Source organism: Streptomyces sp. NPDC090499 (assembly GCF_044769305.1).
GTDB lineage: Bacteria > Actinomycetota > Actinomycetes > Streptomycetales > Streptomycetaceae > Streptomyces.
On record NZ_JBIVXP010000004.1, the window covers coordinates 257,336 to 271,997 of the forward strand.

Here is a 14,662-nt window from a genome sequence, read left to right on the forward strand (position 1 = left end):
GTCCAGGGCCGCGGAGTACGAGCGGGCCCCTGCCGGTGATTCCCCGGCAGGGGCCCGTCCGTTGTCACACGCGGAACGTCAGCCGAAGGTACCGCCGAAGAAGTTGGTACCGCCGTTGTTGTTGCCGTTGCCGGTGCTCACCGTGGTGAGGGTGATCGTCGTGCTGCCGGGGTCGGTGACGCCGGTGTTGGCCTGCGGGTCCTGGTTGGTGACGAGGGCGTTGTCGCTCGAGTCGCCGTTGAACTGGATGTTGGTGAAGCCGGCCGCCTGCAGGGTCTGCTTGGCCTGCTTCACGGTCTGGCCCAGGACGCTCGGCACAGCGGTCTGCTGCTGGGCCTTGCCGATCTGGATGTTCACCGACGAGTTCTTCTTGACCTGGCTGCCGGCCTGCGGGTCGGTCGAGATGACCTTGCCGACCTGGTTGGCGTCGGTGGTGTCCACCTCGGTGCAGTTGCCGGTCAGGTTGTTGGCCGTCATCTGCGCCTTGGCCGCGTCGCAGGTCTGCCCGGTGACGTCCGGGACCGTGGACTTCTCCTCGGCCTTGGCAACGGTGAGGGTGATCGTGGAGCCCTTCTGGAGCTCCGTGTCGCCCGAGGGGTCCTGGCCGATGACGACGCCCGCCGTCTGCTCGGAGACCTGGGTCTTCTTCTCGACCTTGAAGCCCTTGGCCGTGAGCTGCTCCTCCGCCTTGTCGAAGGTCAGGCCCTGGACGTCCGGCACCGCGACCTTCGGGGCGCCCGTGGAGACCACGAGGTTGACCGTGTCGCCCTTGTTCACGTCCGAGCCGGCCGTCGGGTCCTGGGAGCAGACGCTGCCCTTCGGCGCGTTGTCGCAGGCCTTCCGGGTCGGGGTGCCCAGCTTCAGGCCGGAGTTGTCGGCCATCTTCTGCGCGTCCGCGTAGGTCTGGCCGACGAAGTTCGGGGCGGCGAAGGGTTTGTCCGTGCCGCCCCCGCTGACCACCCATTTCCCGATCAGGATCGAGCCCACCAGCACGAGGATGCCCGCGACCACGAGCAGGATCGTGGACGTGTTGCTCTTCTTCTTCTGCTGGCGGCGGCGGTCCGGGCGCTCGTCGTAGCCGTAGCCGCCGTCGTCCGGGTTCATCGGGGGGAGCATGGTGGTGGCGCCGGCGTCGGAGCGCATGGCCGTGGTCGGCATGTCGTCCGGGTAGCCGCCGTAGCCGACGGAGCCCATGGCCGCGGTGGCCGCGACCGGCTGGCCGTCGAGGCAGGCCTCGATGTCGGCGCGCATCTCGTCGGCGGACTGGTACCGGTAGTTCGGGTCCTTGACCAGGGCCTTCAGGACGATGGCGTCCATCTCGGGCGTGATCTCGGGGTCGAAGACCGACGGCGGCTGGGGTTCCTCGCGGACGTGCTGGTAGGCGACCGCGACCGGGCTGTCGCCCACGAAGGGCGGCCGTACCGTCAGCAGCTCGTAGAGGAGGCAACCCGTCGAGTAGAGGTCCGAGCGGGCGTCGACCTGCTCGCCCTTGGCCTGCTCCGGGGAGAGGTACTGGGCGGTGCCGATGACGGCCGCCGTCTGGGTCATGGTCATGCCGGAGTCGCCCATGGCGCGGGCGATGCCGAAGTCCATGACCTTGACCTGGCCGTTGCGCGTCAGCATGACGTTCGCCGGCTTGATGTCACGGTGGACGATGCCGCTGCGGTGCGCGTACTCCAGGCCCTGGAGGATGCCGATGGTCATCTCCATCGCGCGCTCCGGCAGCAGCTTGCGGCCGGAGTGCAGGAGCTCCCGCAGCGTCGAGCCGTCCACGTACTCCATGACGATGTACGGGATCGAGACCCCGTCGATGTAGTCCTCGCCCGTGTCGTAGACCGCGACGATCGCGGGATGGTTGAGCGAGGCGGCCGACTGGGCCTCCCGGCGGAACCGGGCCTGGAAGGACGGGTCGCGCGCGAGGTCCGCGCGCAGCGTCTTCACCGCCACCGTGCGGCCGAGCCGCGTGTCATGGGCGAGGTAGACCTCCGCCATGCCACCACGGCCGAGCACGTGGCCCAGCTCGTACCGGCCGCCGAGGCGACGCGGCTCTTCCATAGTTCCCTACCAGCCCTCTCCGTCGGTCCCGACCGGCACGGGTGTGCGGTCGGAGGCTGCCGTCCGGGCCTACCGTACCCGGCTGTGTTTGTGTGACCTGGCCAAGCCCGTAACCCGATACAGGACCGGTATGTCAACGTGCACCGATGTGAAGGGGACGTGAGCGGGGTCACTTCTTGCTGTTGATGACTGCCTCCATCACGCTCTTCGCGATCGGGGCCGCCAGGCCGCCGCCGGAGATGTCGTCACGGTTGGCCTGGTCGTCCTCGATCACCACGGCGACGGCGACGGGCTTGCTGCCGTCGGGGAGCTTGGCGTACGAGATGAACCAGGCGTAGGGGTTCTCGCTGTTCTCCACGCCGTGCTGGGCGGTACCGGTCTTGCCGCCCACGGTGATGCCGTTGATCTGCGCGTTCTTGCCGGTGCCGTCCTTGACGACCGTCTCCATCATCGACTGGAGGATCTGGGCGTTGCCGGACGACAGCGGCTGGCTCATCTCCTCGGGATCGGTCTGGGCGACCGTGTCGAGGTTCGACGACTGCAGCTTGTCGACCATGTACGGCTTCATCAGCTTGCCGTCGTTGGCGACCGCGGAGGCGACCATGGCCATCTGCAGCGGGGTCGCGGCGGTGTTGTACTGGCCGATCGAGGACAGCGCGGTCTGCGACTGGTTCATGCCGTCGGAGAAGACCGAGGCGCTGGAGCGGGTCGGGGTGAACTGCTCGGCGTCGAAGCCGAACTTCTTGGCCTCGGCGAGCATCTTGTCGTTGCCGAGGTCGGCGCCGATCTTGCCGAAGACGGTGTTGCAGGAGTATCGGAGCGCGATCCGCATGGTCGCGTTCTTGCAGGGGATGCTGCCCTCGTTCTTCAGCTCGGTCGTGGTGCCCGGCATGACGTAGGGCAGCGGCGACTTCGTGGCCTCGTCCGCGGAGGTGTACAGCCCGTTCTGCAGCGCGGCGGCGGCGGTGACCACCTTGAAGGTGGAGCCCGGCGGGTAGGTCTCGCGCAGCGCCCGGTTCAGCATCGGGTCGTTCGGGTTGTATTTCTTCTGCAGCTTCTTCCAGGCCTCGGCGTCGGTGTCCGAGGTGCCGGCGAAGCTGGAGGGGTCGTAGGACGGGTAGGAGGCGAGGGCCAGGATCTTGCCCGTGGAGGGCTCAAGCGCGACCACCGCGCCCTTGCCGCCCTGTGCCTTCAGACCGTTGTACGCGGCCTTCTGCGCGGCCGCGCTGAGGGTGGTGACGACGTTGCCGCCCTGCTTCTGCTTGCCCGTGATCATGTCGAGGGTGTTGCGGAAGAAGAGCCGGTCGTCGTTGCCGGTGAGGATGCCGTCCTCCACGGACTCCATCAGGTTGGCACCGAAGGCCTGGGAGGCGAAGCCGGTGACCGGCGACCACATGGGGCCGTCCTTGTACGTGCGCTTGTACTTCAGGTCGTTGAGACCGGAGGAGTTGGTCGCCGTGGAGCCGGTGATCGGGTTGCCGTCGACGATGATGTCGCCGCGCGGGGTCGAGTACCGGGCGATGGTGACGCGGCGGTTGAGGGTGTCCTCGCGGAGGGTGTCGGCCTTGACGTACTGGAGCCAGTTGTCGCGCAGCAGCAGGGTGAGGACGAGGAGGCCGCAGAAGAGCGCGATTCGGCGCAGGGGCTTGTTCATGACGGGCGGACCACCTGGGTCATCTCGGCATCGGGGTTGCTGACGGGGGCGGGCGCCGGGCGCCGTGCGGTGTCGCTGATTCTGATGAGGATGCCGATGAGCGCCCAGTTGGCGATCACGGACGAACCGCCGTACGCCAGGAACGGCATCGTCATACCGGTCAGCGGGATCAGGCCCATCACACCGCCCGCGACGACGAAGACCTGGAGGGCCATCGCGCCGGAGAGGCCGACGGCCAGCAGCTTGCCGAAGGGGTCGCGGGCGGCGAGGGCGGTGCGCACACCGCGCTCCACGATCAGGCCGTAGATCAGCAGGATCGCCATGATGCCGGCCAGGCCGAGCTCCTCGCCGAAGGTGGCGAGCACGAAGTCGGAGTTGGCGGCGAACCGGATCAGGTCCGAGTGGCCCTGGCCGAGGCCGGTGCCGAGGGTGCCGCCGGAGCCGAACGCCCACAGCGCCTGCATCGACTGCTCGGAGTGGCCGGCCACGCCCTGCTGGCTGAGCTTGTACTCCTTCAGCGGGTTGAGCCAGGCCTGGACACGCTGCTGGACGTGCGGTTCGAAGCTCGCGACACCGACGGCGCCGGCCGCGGACATCAGCAGACCGAAGACGATCCAGCTGGTCCGCTCGGTGGCGACGTACAGCATGATGACGAACATTCCGAAGAACAGCAGCGAGGTGCCGAGGTCGGTCTCGAAGACCAGGATCAGGATCGAGATGAACCAGACGACCAGGATCGGGCCGAGGTCGCGGCCGCGGGGCAGGTAGAGGCCGATGAAGCGGCGGCTGGCGAGGGCGAGCGCGTCGCGCTTCACCATCAGGTAGCCGGCGAAGAAGATCGCCAGGACGATCTTCGCGAACTCACCGGGCTGGATGGAGAACCCGGCGACCGAGATCCAGATCTTCGCGCCGTAGATGTTGGCGCCGAGGCCCGGCACCAGCGGCAGCAGCAGCAGGGTCAGCGCGCCGACCATGGAGATGTACGTGTAGCGCTGCAGGACGCGGTGGTCCTTGAGGAAGATCAGCACCACGATGAACAGGGCGATGCCCATCGCGGTGTACATCAGCTGCCGGGGTGCCGCCGTGCCCGCCTGCTTGATGGACTGCAGCAGCTTGGACTGGTCGAGCCGCCAGATGACGACGAGCCCGAGGCCGTTGAGGAGCGTGGCCAGCGGCAGCAGCAGCGGGTCCGCGTACGGCGCGAACCGGCGCACGGCGAGGTGGGCGACGCCGGCCAGCAGCCCGAGGCCGAGACCGTAGCTGAGCAGGCCGGCCGGCACCTTGTCGTTGATGGCCAGGCCCACGTTGGCGTAGGCGAACACCGGGATGACTACGGCGAACACCAGGAGCGCCAGCTCGGTGTTGCGTCGGCTGGGTGCGCCGATGGCACCGATCGTGGACGTGTGATGGGTCGAGCTGTTGGTGGAACTACTCATCGTGTGACAGGGCCTCTCACGGCTTGCCTACTGCTTACCGCACAGCGAGACGACCTTCTGCTCATCCTCCGAGAGGGTGGGGCCGGGGCTGGGGGTCGCTGAGGGGGACGGGGACTGTGACGCCGTGGAGGACGTCGAGTGCGAAGGGCTTGGCGAGGCCTTGGACGTGAGAGAGGTCTTGGTGGTTCCCGTGGTGCCGCCGGCCTCGCCCTGGCCGGTCTTGGAGCCGGTCTTGGACTCGGCGGTGGTGCGCTCCGACTCCTTCTTGCAGGCGGAGGCCTGCACGGCCAGCTCCTGGACCTTCGACTGGGCGTCCTTGAGGCCGCCCTCGGCGATGGTCGCCTTGACCTGCTTCTGCTGGTAGGGCGGCAGGTACTTGAGTTCGATCTCGGGGTGGTCCGTCTCCACCTTCGACAGCGAGACCCAGGCCAGGTCCTGGCTGATGCCCTGGTACAGCGCGACGTGCTCGCCGTTGGCGCCGACGTAGTACTGCGTCTGCGTCCAGCGGTAGCCGCCGTACAGGCCCCCGCCGATCACGGCGAGGGCGAGGATGCCGAAGAAGGATCTCTTCAGCCACCTGCGGCCCTTGCGGGGCTTGACGAAGTCGTCGTCGGTGTAGCCGCCGAAGCTGTCGGTGGGGACGTAGCCGGTGGTGTCGCCCGAGCCGGGCGGGCCGAACTCGCCGCCCCCGCCGTGGGCCTGCCGGCCGAGGTTGGCGGCGCGGCCGGCCGGGGTCTGCATGTAGCCGTTGTCGTGCAGGTGGTGCTGGTTCTCGGCGACCGCGCCGACCACCACCGGGGTGTCGGAGAGCTGGCCCGCGAGGGTGTCGCCGGTGTCCAGGTCGAGGACGTCCGCGATGATGACGGTGATGTTGTCCGGGCCGCCGCCGCGCAGCGCGAGCTGGATCAGCTCCTGCACGGTCTCCTGCGGGCCCTGGTAGCTGGCGAGGGTCTCCTCCAGGGTCTGGTGGGAGACGACCCCGGAGAGCCCGTCGGAGCAGATGAGATAACGGTCACCCGCGCGCACCTCGCGGATGGAGAGGTCCGGCTCGACGTGGTCGCCGCTGCCGAGAGCGCGCATCAGCAGCGAGCGCTGCGGGTGGGTGGTGGCCTCTTCCTCGGTGATCCGGCCCTCGTCGACGAGGCGCTGCACCCAGGTGTGGTCCTGGGTGATCTGCGTGAGCACGCCGTCACGGAGCAGGTACGCGCGGGAGTCCCCGACGTGCACGAGGCCGAGCCGCTGCCCGGTCCACAGCAGGGCGGTGAGGGTGGTCCCCATGCCCTCCAGCTGCGGGTCCTCCTCGACCATGGCGCGCAGCTGGTCGTTGGCGCGCTGCACGGCGTGGCCGAGGGAGGTGAGGATGTCGGAGCCGGGCACGTCGTCGTCGAGCGTGACCAGGGTGGAGATCACCTCGGAGGAGGCGACCTCGCCCGCGGCCTGGCCGCCCATGCCGTCGGCGATGGCGAGCAGGCGGGGACCGGCGTAACCGGAGTCCTCGTTGCCCTCCCGGATCATGCCTTTGTGCGATCCGGCGGCGAAGCGCAGTGACAGACTCATGCGCACCTCGCCCGTCGGCTCCGGGTACATCCGCACGGTGCCCACCCTCCGGTCGGGAGCGCGCCGGGGACCGGCGTCCGGTCCGCCGCTGCGTGCTCGCTCCGCTCGCGCCTATCCATGATGTAGCACTACTTCCGCAGCTCGATGACGGTTTTGCCGATGCGGATCGGCGCGCCCAGCGGGATCGGCGTGGGGGTCGTCAGCCGGGACCGGTCCAGGTAGGTGCCGTTGGTCGAGCCGAGGTCCTCGACGATCCACTGGCCGTCGCGGTCCGGGTAGATCCTGGCATGACGGCTGGAGGCGTAGTCGTCGTCCAGCACGATCGTCGAGTCGTGGGCGCGGCCGAGGGTGATGGTCTGGCCCTGGAGCGCGACCGTCGTACCGGTGAGGGTGCCCTCGGAGACGACCAGCTTGGTGGGGGCGTTGCGGCGCTGCCGGCCGCCGGCTGCGGGCTGCTGGCCGCGCTGCTGCGGTGGCGCGGCCTGCTGCCGGGCGGCGGGCTGCTGCCGCCGTCCTTCTTCCCTACGCGATCCGCGCTGGGTGACGCGCGTACCGAACAGGTCGCTGCGGATGACCTGCACGGCCACGATCACGAACAGCCACAGTACGGCCAGGAAACCCAGCCGCATGACCGTGAGGGTCAGCTCTGACATTGCCCCCGCTTCACCCTTCGGCTTGCCGGTAAATGATGGTGGTGCTGCCCACGACGATCCGCGAGCCGTCGCGGAGCGTAGCGCGGGTGGTGTGCTGCCCGTCCACCACGATGCCGTTGGTGGACCCGAGATCCTGGATCGTCGAGGGCGAACCGGTCCGGATCTCGCAGTGCCGGCGGGAGACGCCGGGGTCGTCGATCCGCACGTCGGCCTCGGTGCTGCGGCCCAGCACGAGCGTCGCGCGGGAGATCTGGTGGCGGGTGCCGTTGATCTCGATCCAGTAGCGGGTGCGGGCGCCGGCCGCCGGGGCGCCGACGGGACCCGAGGGCGGCCGCTGGCCGGCCGCCTGGGTCGGCTGCGGGTATCCGTAGCCGCCGGGGCGGGTGCCGGGCGGCGGGGCGCTCGGCATCGGCGGGGCGGCGGCGCTCTGCTGCGGGTAGCCGTAGCCGCCGGGGCGCTGCGGGGCGCCGCCCGCGGGGGCGCGCTCGGAGGCCTGCTGGTTGCTGGAGGAGGCGAGCGTGCGGCTGCGCACCCGGTACAGGCCGGTGTCGAGGTCGTCCGCCTTCTCCAGGTTGACCTTGATCGGCCCCATGAAGGTGTAGCGCTGCTGCTTGGCGTAGTCGCGGACCATCCCGGCGAGCTCGTCGCCGAGCTGCCCGGAGTAGGGGCTGAGCCGCTCGAAGTCCGGCGCGCTCAGCTCCACGATGAAGTCGTTGGGTACGACGGTCCGGTCCCGGTTCCAGATGGTCGCGTTGTTGTCGCACTCGCGCTGCAGCGCGCCGGCGATCTCCACGGGCTGGACCTCGGACTTGAACACCTTCGCGAAGGTGCCGTTGACCAGACCTTCGAGACGCTGCTCGAACTTCTTCAGGACTCCCACAGGGCACCTCCTCTGTCGCCTTGCCCGTACTGCCTGCCGTTGCCGTTACCGCTCACTGATCGTATCTACGCGCCCGGCAATCAGCCGGTTCCCCCAGCGGCCCCCCTTCGAACTCTTCCCCGTGCTTCTCCTGCCCGGGATCGGCGCTCGTTCTGCCATGGATCGTAGAGGTGGCCCACGTCCAGTGTCCCGCACCCGACTGTGGACCCGATCCGTCTCCTGGACAGATGGGCTGGACCGGTACGAGGTTGATACGTGGCCGCAGACTGCTCGGTACGTGATCACTCAGGTGAGCGCTGCCCCGGGACAAGGGATGTGAACCCACCCTGCCCCACGTGCTAGTGTTCTCGATGTCGGAAGGCGCCAACCCGAAGGAAACAACGGGGCAGAAGCCGGAAGACACACCCAATGCGCGGGTGGCGGAATAGGCAGACGCGCTGGATTCAGGTTCCAGTGCCCGCAAGGGCGTGGGGGTTCAACTCCCCCCTCGCGCACAGAGAGATACCGATGGGACGGGTCTCCGCCGGTGACGGAAGTCACCGCGGGGGCCCGTTTCTCGTTGTCCGGTGGTCGCCGGGTGGCGGTGCGTCGGCTGTGAGGCATCGCACGGCCTTGCCGGGGTATGCGGGGGCCCGCCCGTGAGCTATCTCACGGGCGGACCCGGGGCCGGACCGCACCCCGGTTGCGACCTGGCCGGGCCGGTCGCAGGCTGCCCCCATGGACTACAGCGCGGAGGCGGGCGGGCGGCCCGTTCTGGTGACCGGTGCGGCGGGCAGCGTCGGGGCCGTCGGCAGGACGGTCGTCCAGGGGCTGCGGCGCCGGGGCCTCCAGGTCCGTGCTCTGGTGCACCGGGAAGACGACCGTGCCCAGGCGCTGCGTGCGACGGGTGCCGAGGTCGTGGTCGGGGATCTGACGCGGGCCCGTGATGTCGCCGACGCCCTCGACGGCTGCGGGCGGATGTATTTCGGCATGGCCGTCTCGACGGAGTACCTGCTGGCCGCGGTGACCACGGCCACGGTCGCGCGCGCCTACGGAGGGCTGGAGGTGTTCGTGAACATGTCGCAGCTGACCATCTCCGAGATGGACGCCACCAGCGGCTCGGATTCGCGTCAGCATCGTCAGCAGTGGCTGGTCGAGCAGGTCCTCGACTGGTCGGGACTGCCCGTGGTCGAGGTCAGGCCCACCGTCTTCATGGAGAACCCGGTCTTCCTGACCGTGCTTTCGTCGGCCGTCGAGGACGGCAGCCTCAGGTGGCCCTTCGGCAAGGCGAAGACCTCTCCGATCGCCGCCGCAGACGTTGCCGCGGTGGTCGAGGAGATCCTGGCCGATCCGGCCCGGCACATCGGCCGGACCTACGAGCTGACCGGTCCCCGGTCCCAGGACGCCGCCGCTCTGGCCGCGGAGATCTCCGGTGCCCTGCACCGCACGGTCGACTGCACCGAGGTCCCGTTGCAGGAATGGCTCGACGACGACCTCAAAGCGCTGGGACTGCCGGACCACGTCTTCCAGCACGTCTCCACCATGGCTCGGCTGCACGCGGCCGGCCGCTACGACCGCCAGGCGGCCGGCATGACAGAGGTCACCGGGCGCCCCGCCGCGGGAGTAGGCGATTTCGTCCGCAGGAACCCCGGGTTGTTCAGCCACTGAAGCCGCTTCAGGGGCTGTTTCAGGGGCTGTGGCCTTGTTCTGGGAGCGTTCCGTGCTGTCTTCGGCTGCGTGAACAAACCTCACCGGGCGCCAGATATACGACGACGGCGCCCCACCCTCCGCAAACCGTCCCGAAGTTGTCCACAGGGTCTGACGGCTCTCGGCCTCCGCCTGTACCGTCTCCACGAGTTGATGTTCGTGCGGGTGCGTGCGTGGAGTACGGGGGAGGCGGTCGACGTGACCGGAGTGGAAGAGCCGACGGCGGCCGGCGGGCGCAAGCTGCCTGCGCCGAAGGGGTTTGCGCAGTGGCCTTCGCAGGGCTCCCCCAAGGAGGAGGGCAGGGCGCTGCGTTCGGCGGTGCCGCGCCGCGGCCATGACGCCCTGGACCTGGACGGCTCCCGTCCCGACGCGGTCCGCGCGGTCGAGGAGTCCAACCGGGACCGCATCCCGGAACTGGTCCCGATAAGGGTCGGCAGGATGGCGGCGAGCCCGTTCGCGTTCCTGCGCGGCTCGGCCGGCCTGATGGCGCACGACCTGGCCCGCACCCCGATGACCAGGATCGCCACCCAGATCTGCGGCGACGCCCACGCGGCCAACTTCGGCCTGTACGGCGACCCGCGCGGCGACCTCGTCATCGACCTGAACGACTTCGACGAGACGGTGCTCGGTCCCTGGGAGTGGGACCTCAAGCGGCTCGCCGCCTCCCTGGTGCTGGCCGGCCGGGAGGCGGGCGCCGACGAGGACATGTGCCGCAAGGCGGCGGGCGACGCGGCCGGTGCCTACCGCCGCACCATGCGCCTGCTGGCCAAGCTCCCGGTGCTGGACGCGTGGAACGCGATCGCGGACGAGGAGCTGGTCTCCCACTCCGACGCCCACGACATGGTCGGCACCCTGCGCCGGGTCTCGGAGAAGGCCCGCGCCAACACCAGCGGCCGGTTCGCGGCCCGCTCCACCGAGCCCACCGAGGACGGCGGCCGCCGCTTCGTGGACGCCGTGCCGGTGCTGCGCCGGGTCCCCGACGCGGAGGCGGAGGCGGTCACCGCCGCCTTGGAGCACTACGTCACCACGCTCTCCGAGGACCGCCACCCGCTGCTCGCCCGGCACACCCCGCACGACGTCGCCTTCCGCATCGTCGGCACCGGCAGCGTCGGCACCCGCTCCTACGTCGTCCTCCTCCTCGACCACCGAGGCGAGCCGCTGATCCTCCAGGTCAAGGAGGCCCGCCCGTCCGCGCTCGTCCCCCATCTCGCGACGGCCGGCTTCGAGACACCGGCCGTCGACCACGAGGGCCGCCGGGTGGTCCTCGGCCAGAAGCGGATGCAGGTGGTCAGCGACATCCTGCTCGGCTGGACCACGGTGGAGGGGCGTCCCTTCCAGGTCCGCCAGTTCCGCAACCGCAAGGGCAGCGTCGACCCCGCCGCCCTGTCCCCCGACCAGATCGACGACTACGGCAGGATGACCGGCGCCCTGCTGGCCCGCGCCCACTCGCACAGCGCCGACCCGCGCCTGATCGCCGGCTACTGCGGCAAGAACGAGGAGCTGGACGAGGCGATCGCCGCGTTCGCGGTGGCCTACGCCGACCGCACGGAGGCGGACCACGAGGAGCTGGTGACCGCGGTACGGGCGGGGCGGATAGCGGCGGAGCTCGGGGTGTGATCCGCGTGATCCGCGTGGTCCACGGCAGACGGCCTCCGGTGTCCCGAGAGGTGCTGATGTGAAGTACGTCGAAATAAGCGAGGGCGCGGCCGCGGTCTCCATCGACCCCGGCCCCTACCTGGCGCGGCTGCCGGAACTCGCCGACGGCCTGCCGCCCGGCGCCCGCGCCTTCGCCACCGACCCGTGCCACTACGAGTTCGGCGGCCGCCGCTGCGTGAAGGACCTGCGCCCGCTGGACATGCGCCGCACGGCCCCCGCCGGCATGGAGATCCGCTTCCGGCACAACTGCCACAAGCACGACGAGGACCTGATCGTCCGCTACTCGGGCGTCTCCCGCTTCCAGACGGACATCCTGGGCTCCTGCGACCTCGCCTCGCTCGGCGAGGTGATCCTCGACGAGATCCTCCCGCACCCCGACGGCTGCACCCACGAGCTGGCCTGCCGGCCCGGCACCCTCGTCGTGGCCTGCACCGATCTGGTCGCCGAGTGGGTCCCGGCCACCGAAGGCGACGACAGGCCCTAGGCTGGTCGGGTGACGACCCCGGAAGCTGAGCAGTCCCAGGCACCGCGGCCCGAGGAACGGCTGGAGCAGGCCGTACGGGCTGCCGAGCAGGCGTTGATCGAGTACGAGATCGCGGTCGAGACCTTCCGCGTCGAGGTGGAGAATTTCTCCCGCCTGCACGAACAGAAACTCGGCCCCCTCTACCTCCGCATCGAGGAGCTGGACGCGCGGATCGCCGAGGCCAAGGCCGCCCGCACCGGCGACCCCGAGGACATTCGTGCCGCCGAGGAGGCCCGCGCCCGGGTCCTGCCCATCCCCGGTGTCGAGGAGCTGCTGCACGGCTGGATGGACGGCGACGGCCTGTTCCCGGAGGCCGTCGCGATGCTCACCGAGCAGGAGGTCCGGCCGCCGCAGCGGGTCCGCCCCAGCGAGGAGGCGCGCCGGCTCTACCGCGAGCTCGCCCGCAAGGCCCACCCCGACCTGGTGCAGGACGAGGCCGAGCAGGAGCGGCGCGAGGAGTTCCTCAGCCGGGTCAACGCGGCTTACGCCCGCGGCGACGAGGCCCTGCTGCGCGAGCTGGCCGAGGAGTGGGCGGCCGGCCCGGTCCCGCCGGAGCGCAGGCCGAGCCGGGCCGAGGAGCTGTACGCCCGCCTGGAGTGGCTCTCCCAGCGCAAGGAACTGCTCGGCCTGGTCGCCAAGGAGCTGGAGAACGGCCCCATCGCCGGCCTGCTCCGGCTGGCCCCCGACGACCCCGACGCCCTCCTCGACGAGATCGCCGAGCGGCTCCGCAAGGACGTGACCGAACGCGAGGCGGAACTGGCGGCCCTGCTGACCCAGGAGTAGCCCTCCGTTCCGGTCGGGTAGCGTCGGGGACATGAACTTCGCAGCGCGTGTGCCCACGGTCGAGGTCGCGGACCTCAAGGACGGCGACTTCCTGCTGGACGTCCGCGAGGACGACGAGTGGCAGGCGGGTCACGCGGCCGGTGCCCTGCACATCCCGATCAGCGAGTTCGTGGCCCGCTACGGCGAGCTCACCGAGGCGGCTCCCCAGGACGCCCGTGTCCACGTCATCTGCCGTTCCGGCGGCCGCTCGGCCCAGGTCACGATGTACCTGGTCCAGCAGGGCATCGACGCCGTGAACGTCGACGGCGGCATGCAGGTGTGGCAGGCGGCGGGCCGCGAGGTCGTCACGGACGGGGGAGAACCGGGCTTCGTCGTCTGAGGCGACCCTGCCGTGGAGCGCTCGGTCAGGAGCGCTGGGGTGCCCCCGGCCGAAGGCCGGGGGAGGAACGCGACCAGCCCCCACCGACCCGCAGATCACACACGACCGAGCGCCCTCTGCTCCTCGTCGCCCGCTCCTACCCCAGTGGACCTACCCCAGTGGATGCGCGGCCAGCAGATCCCCCAGCGCCTCTTCATGAACCCCGGCCCCTCCGAGCGCCAGCTCGATCTGCTTCGCCCACGCGTGATACCGGTGCAGCACGTACTCCGTGTCGGCCCCGAACCCCCCGTGCAGATGCTGCGCGGTCTGCACCACCCGTCGCACCCCTTCGGCCGCCCAGATCTTCGCCACCGCCACGTCCCCGGCCGCCGGCAGGGCCCCGGCCGCCCCCGAGGCGATCCGCCACGCCGCCTGCCACAGGGTCGCCTCCATGGCCCGCAGGTCGATGTACCGGTCGGCGGCCTGCACGGCCACCGCCTGGAAGGTGGCGATGGGACGCCCGAACTGCTCCCGCTTGCCGGCGTACTCGCCGGTCATCCGCAGCACCCGCTCACCCAACCCGAGGGCCAGCGCGCACGTCCCGGTGACCAGCAGCTCCCGCAGCCACGGCCAGGCCCCGTCCGCCGCCACCACGTCCCGCGCGACGACCCGCGCCGACTCCAGCCGCAGCTCCCCGAGCCGTTCCCCGCTGGTCGACACCTGCTCGGCGAGGGCGATCCCGGCCGGGCCCGAGCCCCCGGCCGTGGCCCCCGCGCCGCCCGGCGCCACCAGCGCCAGCACGCTCCGGTCCGTCTCGGTGCGCGCCGGTACGACGACGAGACCGGCGTCGTACGCCCACGGCACTGCCGTCTGCACGCCGTCCAGCACCCACGTGTCACCGTCCCGCCGCGCGGTCACGGCCAGCTCGGCCGGATCGTGCCCGGTGCGTCCGCTCGCGGCGACGGTCAGCACCGGCTCGCCCCGCCCCGCCCGCGCCGCCAGCCGGTCCCGCAACTCCTCCGATCCGTACCTCTGCACGGTCGCCAGGGCCGCGCTGTGCTCCAGCAACGGCACCCTGGCCAGCACCTTCGCCGACTCCCGCAGCACCAGGCAGAGCGCGATGGCGTCCAGCCCCGCGCCGCCGTACTCCTCGCCCAGCAGCAGGCTCAGCAGATCCGCGCCCGCCAGCCGGTCCCACAGCTCGCGGTCGAAGGCCTCGGCGACGGCGCCGGTGGTCAGCGCCGGGCTCGGCACCGCGTCCGGCGCCACCCCGGCGAACACCCCGCGCGCCGCCTCGGCCGCCGCCAACTGCTCCTCGGTGAAGGTGAAGTCCACGGTCCTGTCCTCCCGGCGGGTCACCGCTGATCTGACGGTCCGTCAAGATAGAACAGGTTCTAGAAGAAGGGAACCCAAAATCCCTG

12 protein-coding genes and 1 tRNA gene are annotated in these 14,662 nt (G+C 70.5%); 6 read left to right on the forward strand and 7 right to left on the reverse strand.

Annotated features, from left to right (window positions below; all coding sequences use genetic code 11):
* Window positions 1–78: 78 nt before the first annotated feature.
* The 6 genes from pknB to ACIQVL_RS16905 all read right to left on the reverse strand — a co-directional run bounded on the left by pknB (window position 79) and on the right by ACIQVL_RS16905 (window position 8,235).
* Complete coding sequence (pknB, locus tag ACIQVL_RS16880; protein WP_403428583.1) at window positions 79–2,055, reverse strand: Stk1 family PASTA domain-containing Ser/Thr kinase; 1,977 nt, start codon at window positions 2,053–2,055, stop codon at window positions 79–81.
* A gap of 169 nt (window positions 2,056–2,224) precedes the next feature.
* Entirely contained in the window at window positions 2,225–3,709 is a 1,485-nt protein-coding gene (locus ACIQVL_RS16885; protein WP_403428585.1) for a peptidoglycan D,D-transpeptidase FtsI family protein, read from the reverse strand.
* Window positions 3,706–5,145 carry an FtsW/RodA/SpoVE family cell cycle protein gene (locus ACIQVL_RS16890; RefSeq protein ID WP_403428586.1) on the reverse strand — a complete coding sequence of 480 codons (1,440 nt, stop codon included), beginning with the start codon at window positions 5,143–5,145 and terminating at the stop codon, window positions 3,706–3,708. Before ACIQVL_RS16890 ends, ACIQVL_RS16885 begins: the two co-directional genes overlap by 4 nt.
* Window positions 5,146–5,172: 27 nt before the next feature.
* A complete protein-coding gene (locus ACIQVL_RS16895; RefSeq protein ID WP_403429071.1) occupies window positions 5,173–6,732 on the reverse strand; it encodes a Stp1/IreP family PP2C-type Ser/Thr phosphatase in 1,560 nt (519 codons plus the stop codon).
* Between the two features lie 98 nt (window positions 6,733–6,830).
* The gene (locus ACIQVL_RS16900) at window positions 6,831–7,355 is read right to left on the reverse strand and encodes an FHA domain-containing protein (protein ID WP_093500760.1); all 525 of its coding nucleotides are present in this window, start codon (window positions 7,353–7,355) and stop codon (window positions 6,831–6,833) included.
* A 10-nt stretch (window positions 7,356–7,365) separates the two neighbouring features.
* Window positions 7,366–8,235, reverse strand: a complete 870-nt coding sequence (locus ACIQVL_RS16905) for an FhaA domain-containing protein (RefSeq protein ID WP_403475642.1) — start codon at window positions 8,233–8,235, stop codon at window positions 7,366–7,368.
* Window positions 8,236–8,645: 410 nt separating this feature from the next.
* Between ACIQVL_RS16905 and ACIQVL_RS16910 the strand changes: the two genes are divergently transcribed.
* The 6 genes from ACIQVL_RS16910 to ACIQVL_RS16935 all read left to right on the forward strand — a co-directional run bounded on the left by ACIQVL_RS16910 (window position 8,646) and on the right by ACIQVL_RS16935 (window position 13,262).
* Window positions 8,646–8,729 (forward strand) — tRNA-Leu (locus ACIQVL_RS16910).
* A gap of 223 nt (window positions 8,730–8,952) precedes the next feature.
* The gene (locus tag ACIQVL_RS16915; RefSeq protein ID WP_403475643.1) at window positions 8,953–9,882 is read left to right on the forward strand and encodes an NAD(P)H-binding protein; all 930 of its coding nucleotides are present in this window, start codon (window positions 8,953–8,955) and stop codon (window positions 9,880–9,882) included.
* A 192-nt stretch (window positions 9,883–10,074) separates the two neighbouring features.
* On the forward strand, window positions 10,075–11,538 hold the full coding sequence (locus ACIQVL_RS16920; protein WP_403428591.1) for a DUF2252 domain-containing protein: 1,464 nt from the start codon (window positions 10,075–10,077) through the stop codon (window positions 11,536–11,538).
* Window positions 11,539–11,596: 58 nt separating this feature from the next.
* A complete protein-coding gene (locus tag ACIQVL_RS16925) occupies window positions 11,597–12,061 on the forward strand; it encodes a hypothetical protein (RefSeq protein WP_403428592.1) in 465 nt (154 codons plus the stop codon).
* 9 nt (window positions 12,062–12,070) lie between these two features.
* Window positions 12,071–12,883, forward strand: a complete 813-nt coding sequence (locus tag ACIQVL_RS16930) for a hypothetical protein (RefSeq protein WP_352355702.1) — start codon at window positions 12,071–12,073, stop codon at window positions 12,881–12,883.
* 49 nt (window positions 12,884–12,932) lie between these two features.
* Entirely contained in the window at window positions 12,933–13,262 is a 330-nt protein-coding gene (locus tag ACIQVL_RS16935; protein WP_351486505.1) for a rhodanese-like domain-containing protein, read from the forward strand.
* Between the two features lie 150 nt (window positions 13,263–13,412).
* On the opposite strand, the gene ACIQVL_RS16940 is transcribed toward ACIQVL_RS16935, so the two are convergent.
* On the reverse strand, window positions 13,413–14,576 hold the full coding sequence (locus ACIQVL_RS16940) for an acyl-CoA dehydrogenase family protein (RefSeq protein WP_403475644.1): 1,164 nt from the start codon (window positions 14,574–14,576) through the stop codon (window positions 13,413–13,415).
* Between the last annotated feature and the right edge of the window lie 86 nt (window positions 14,577–14,662).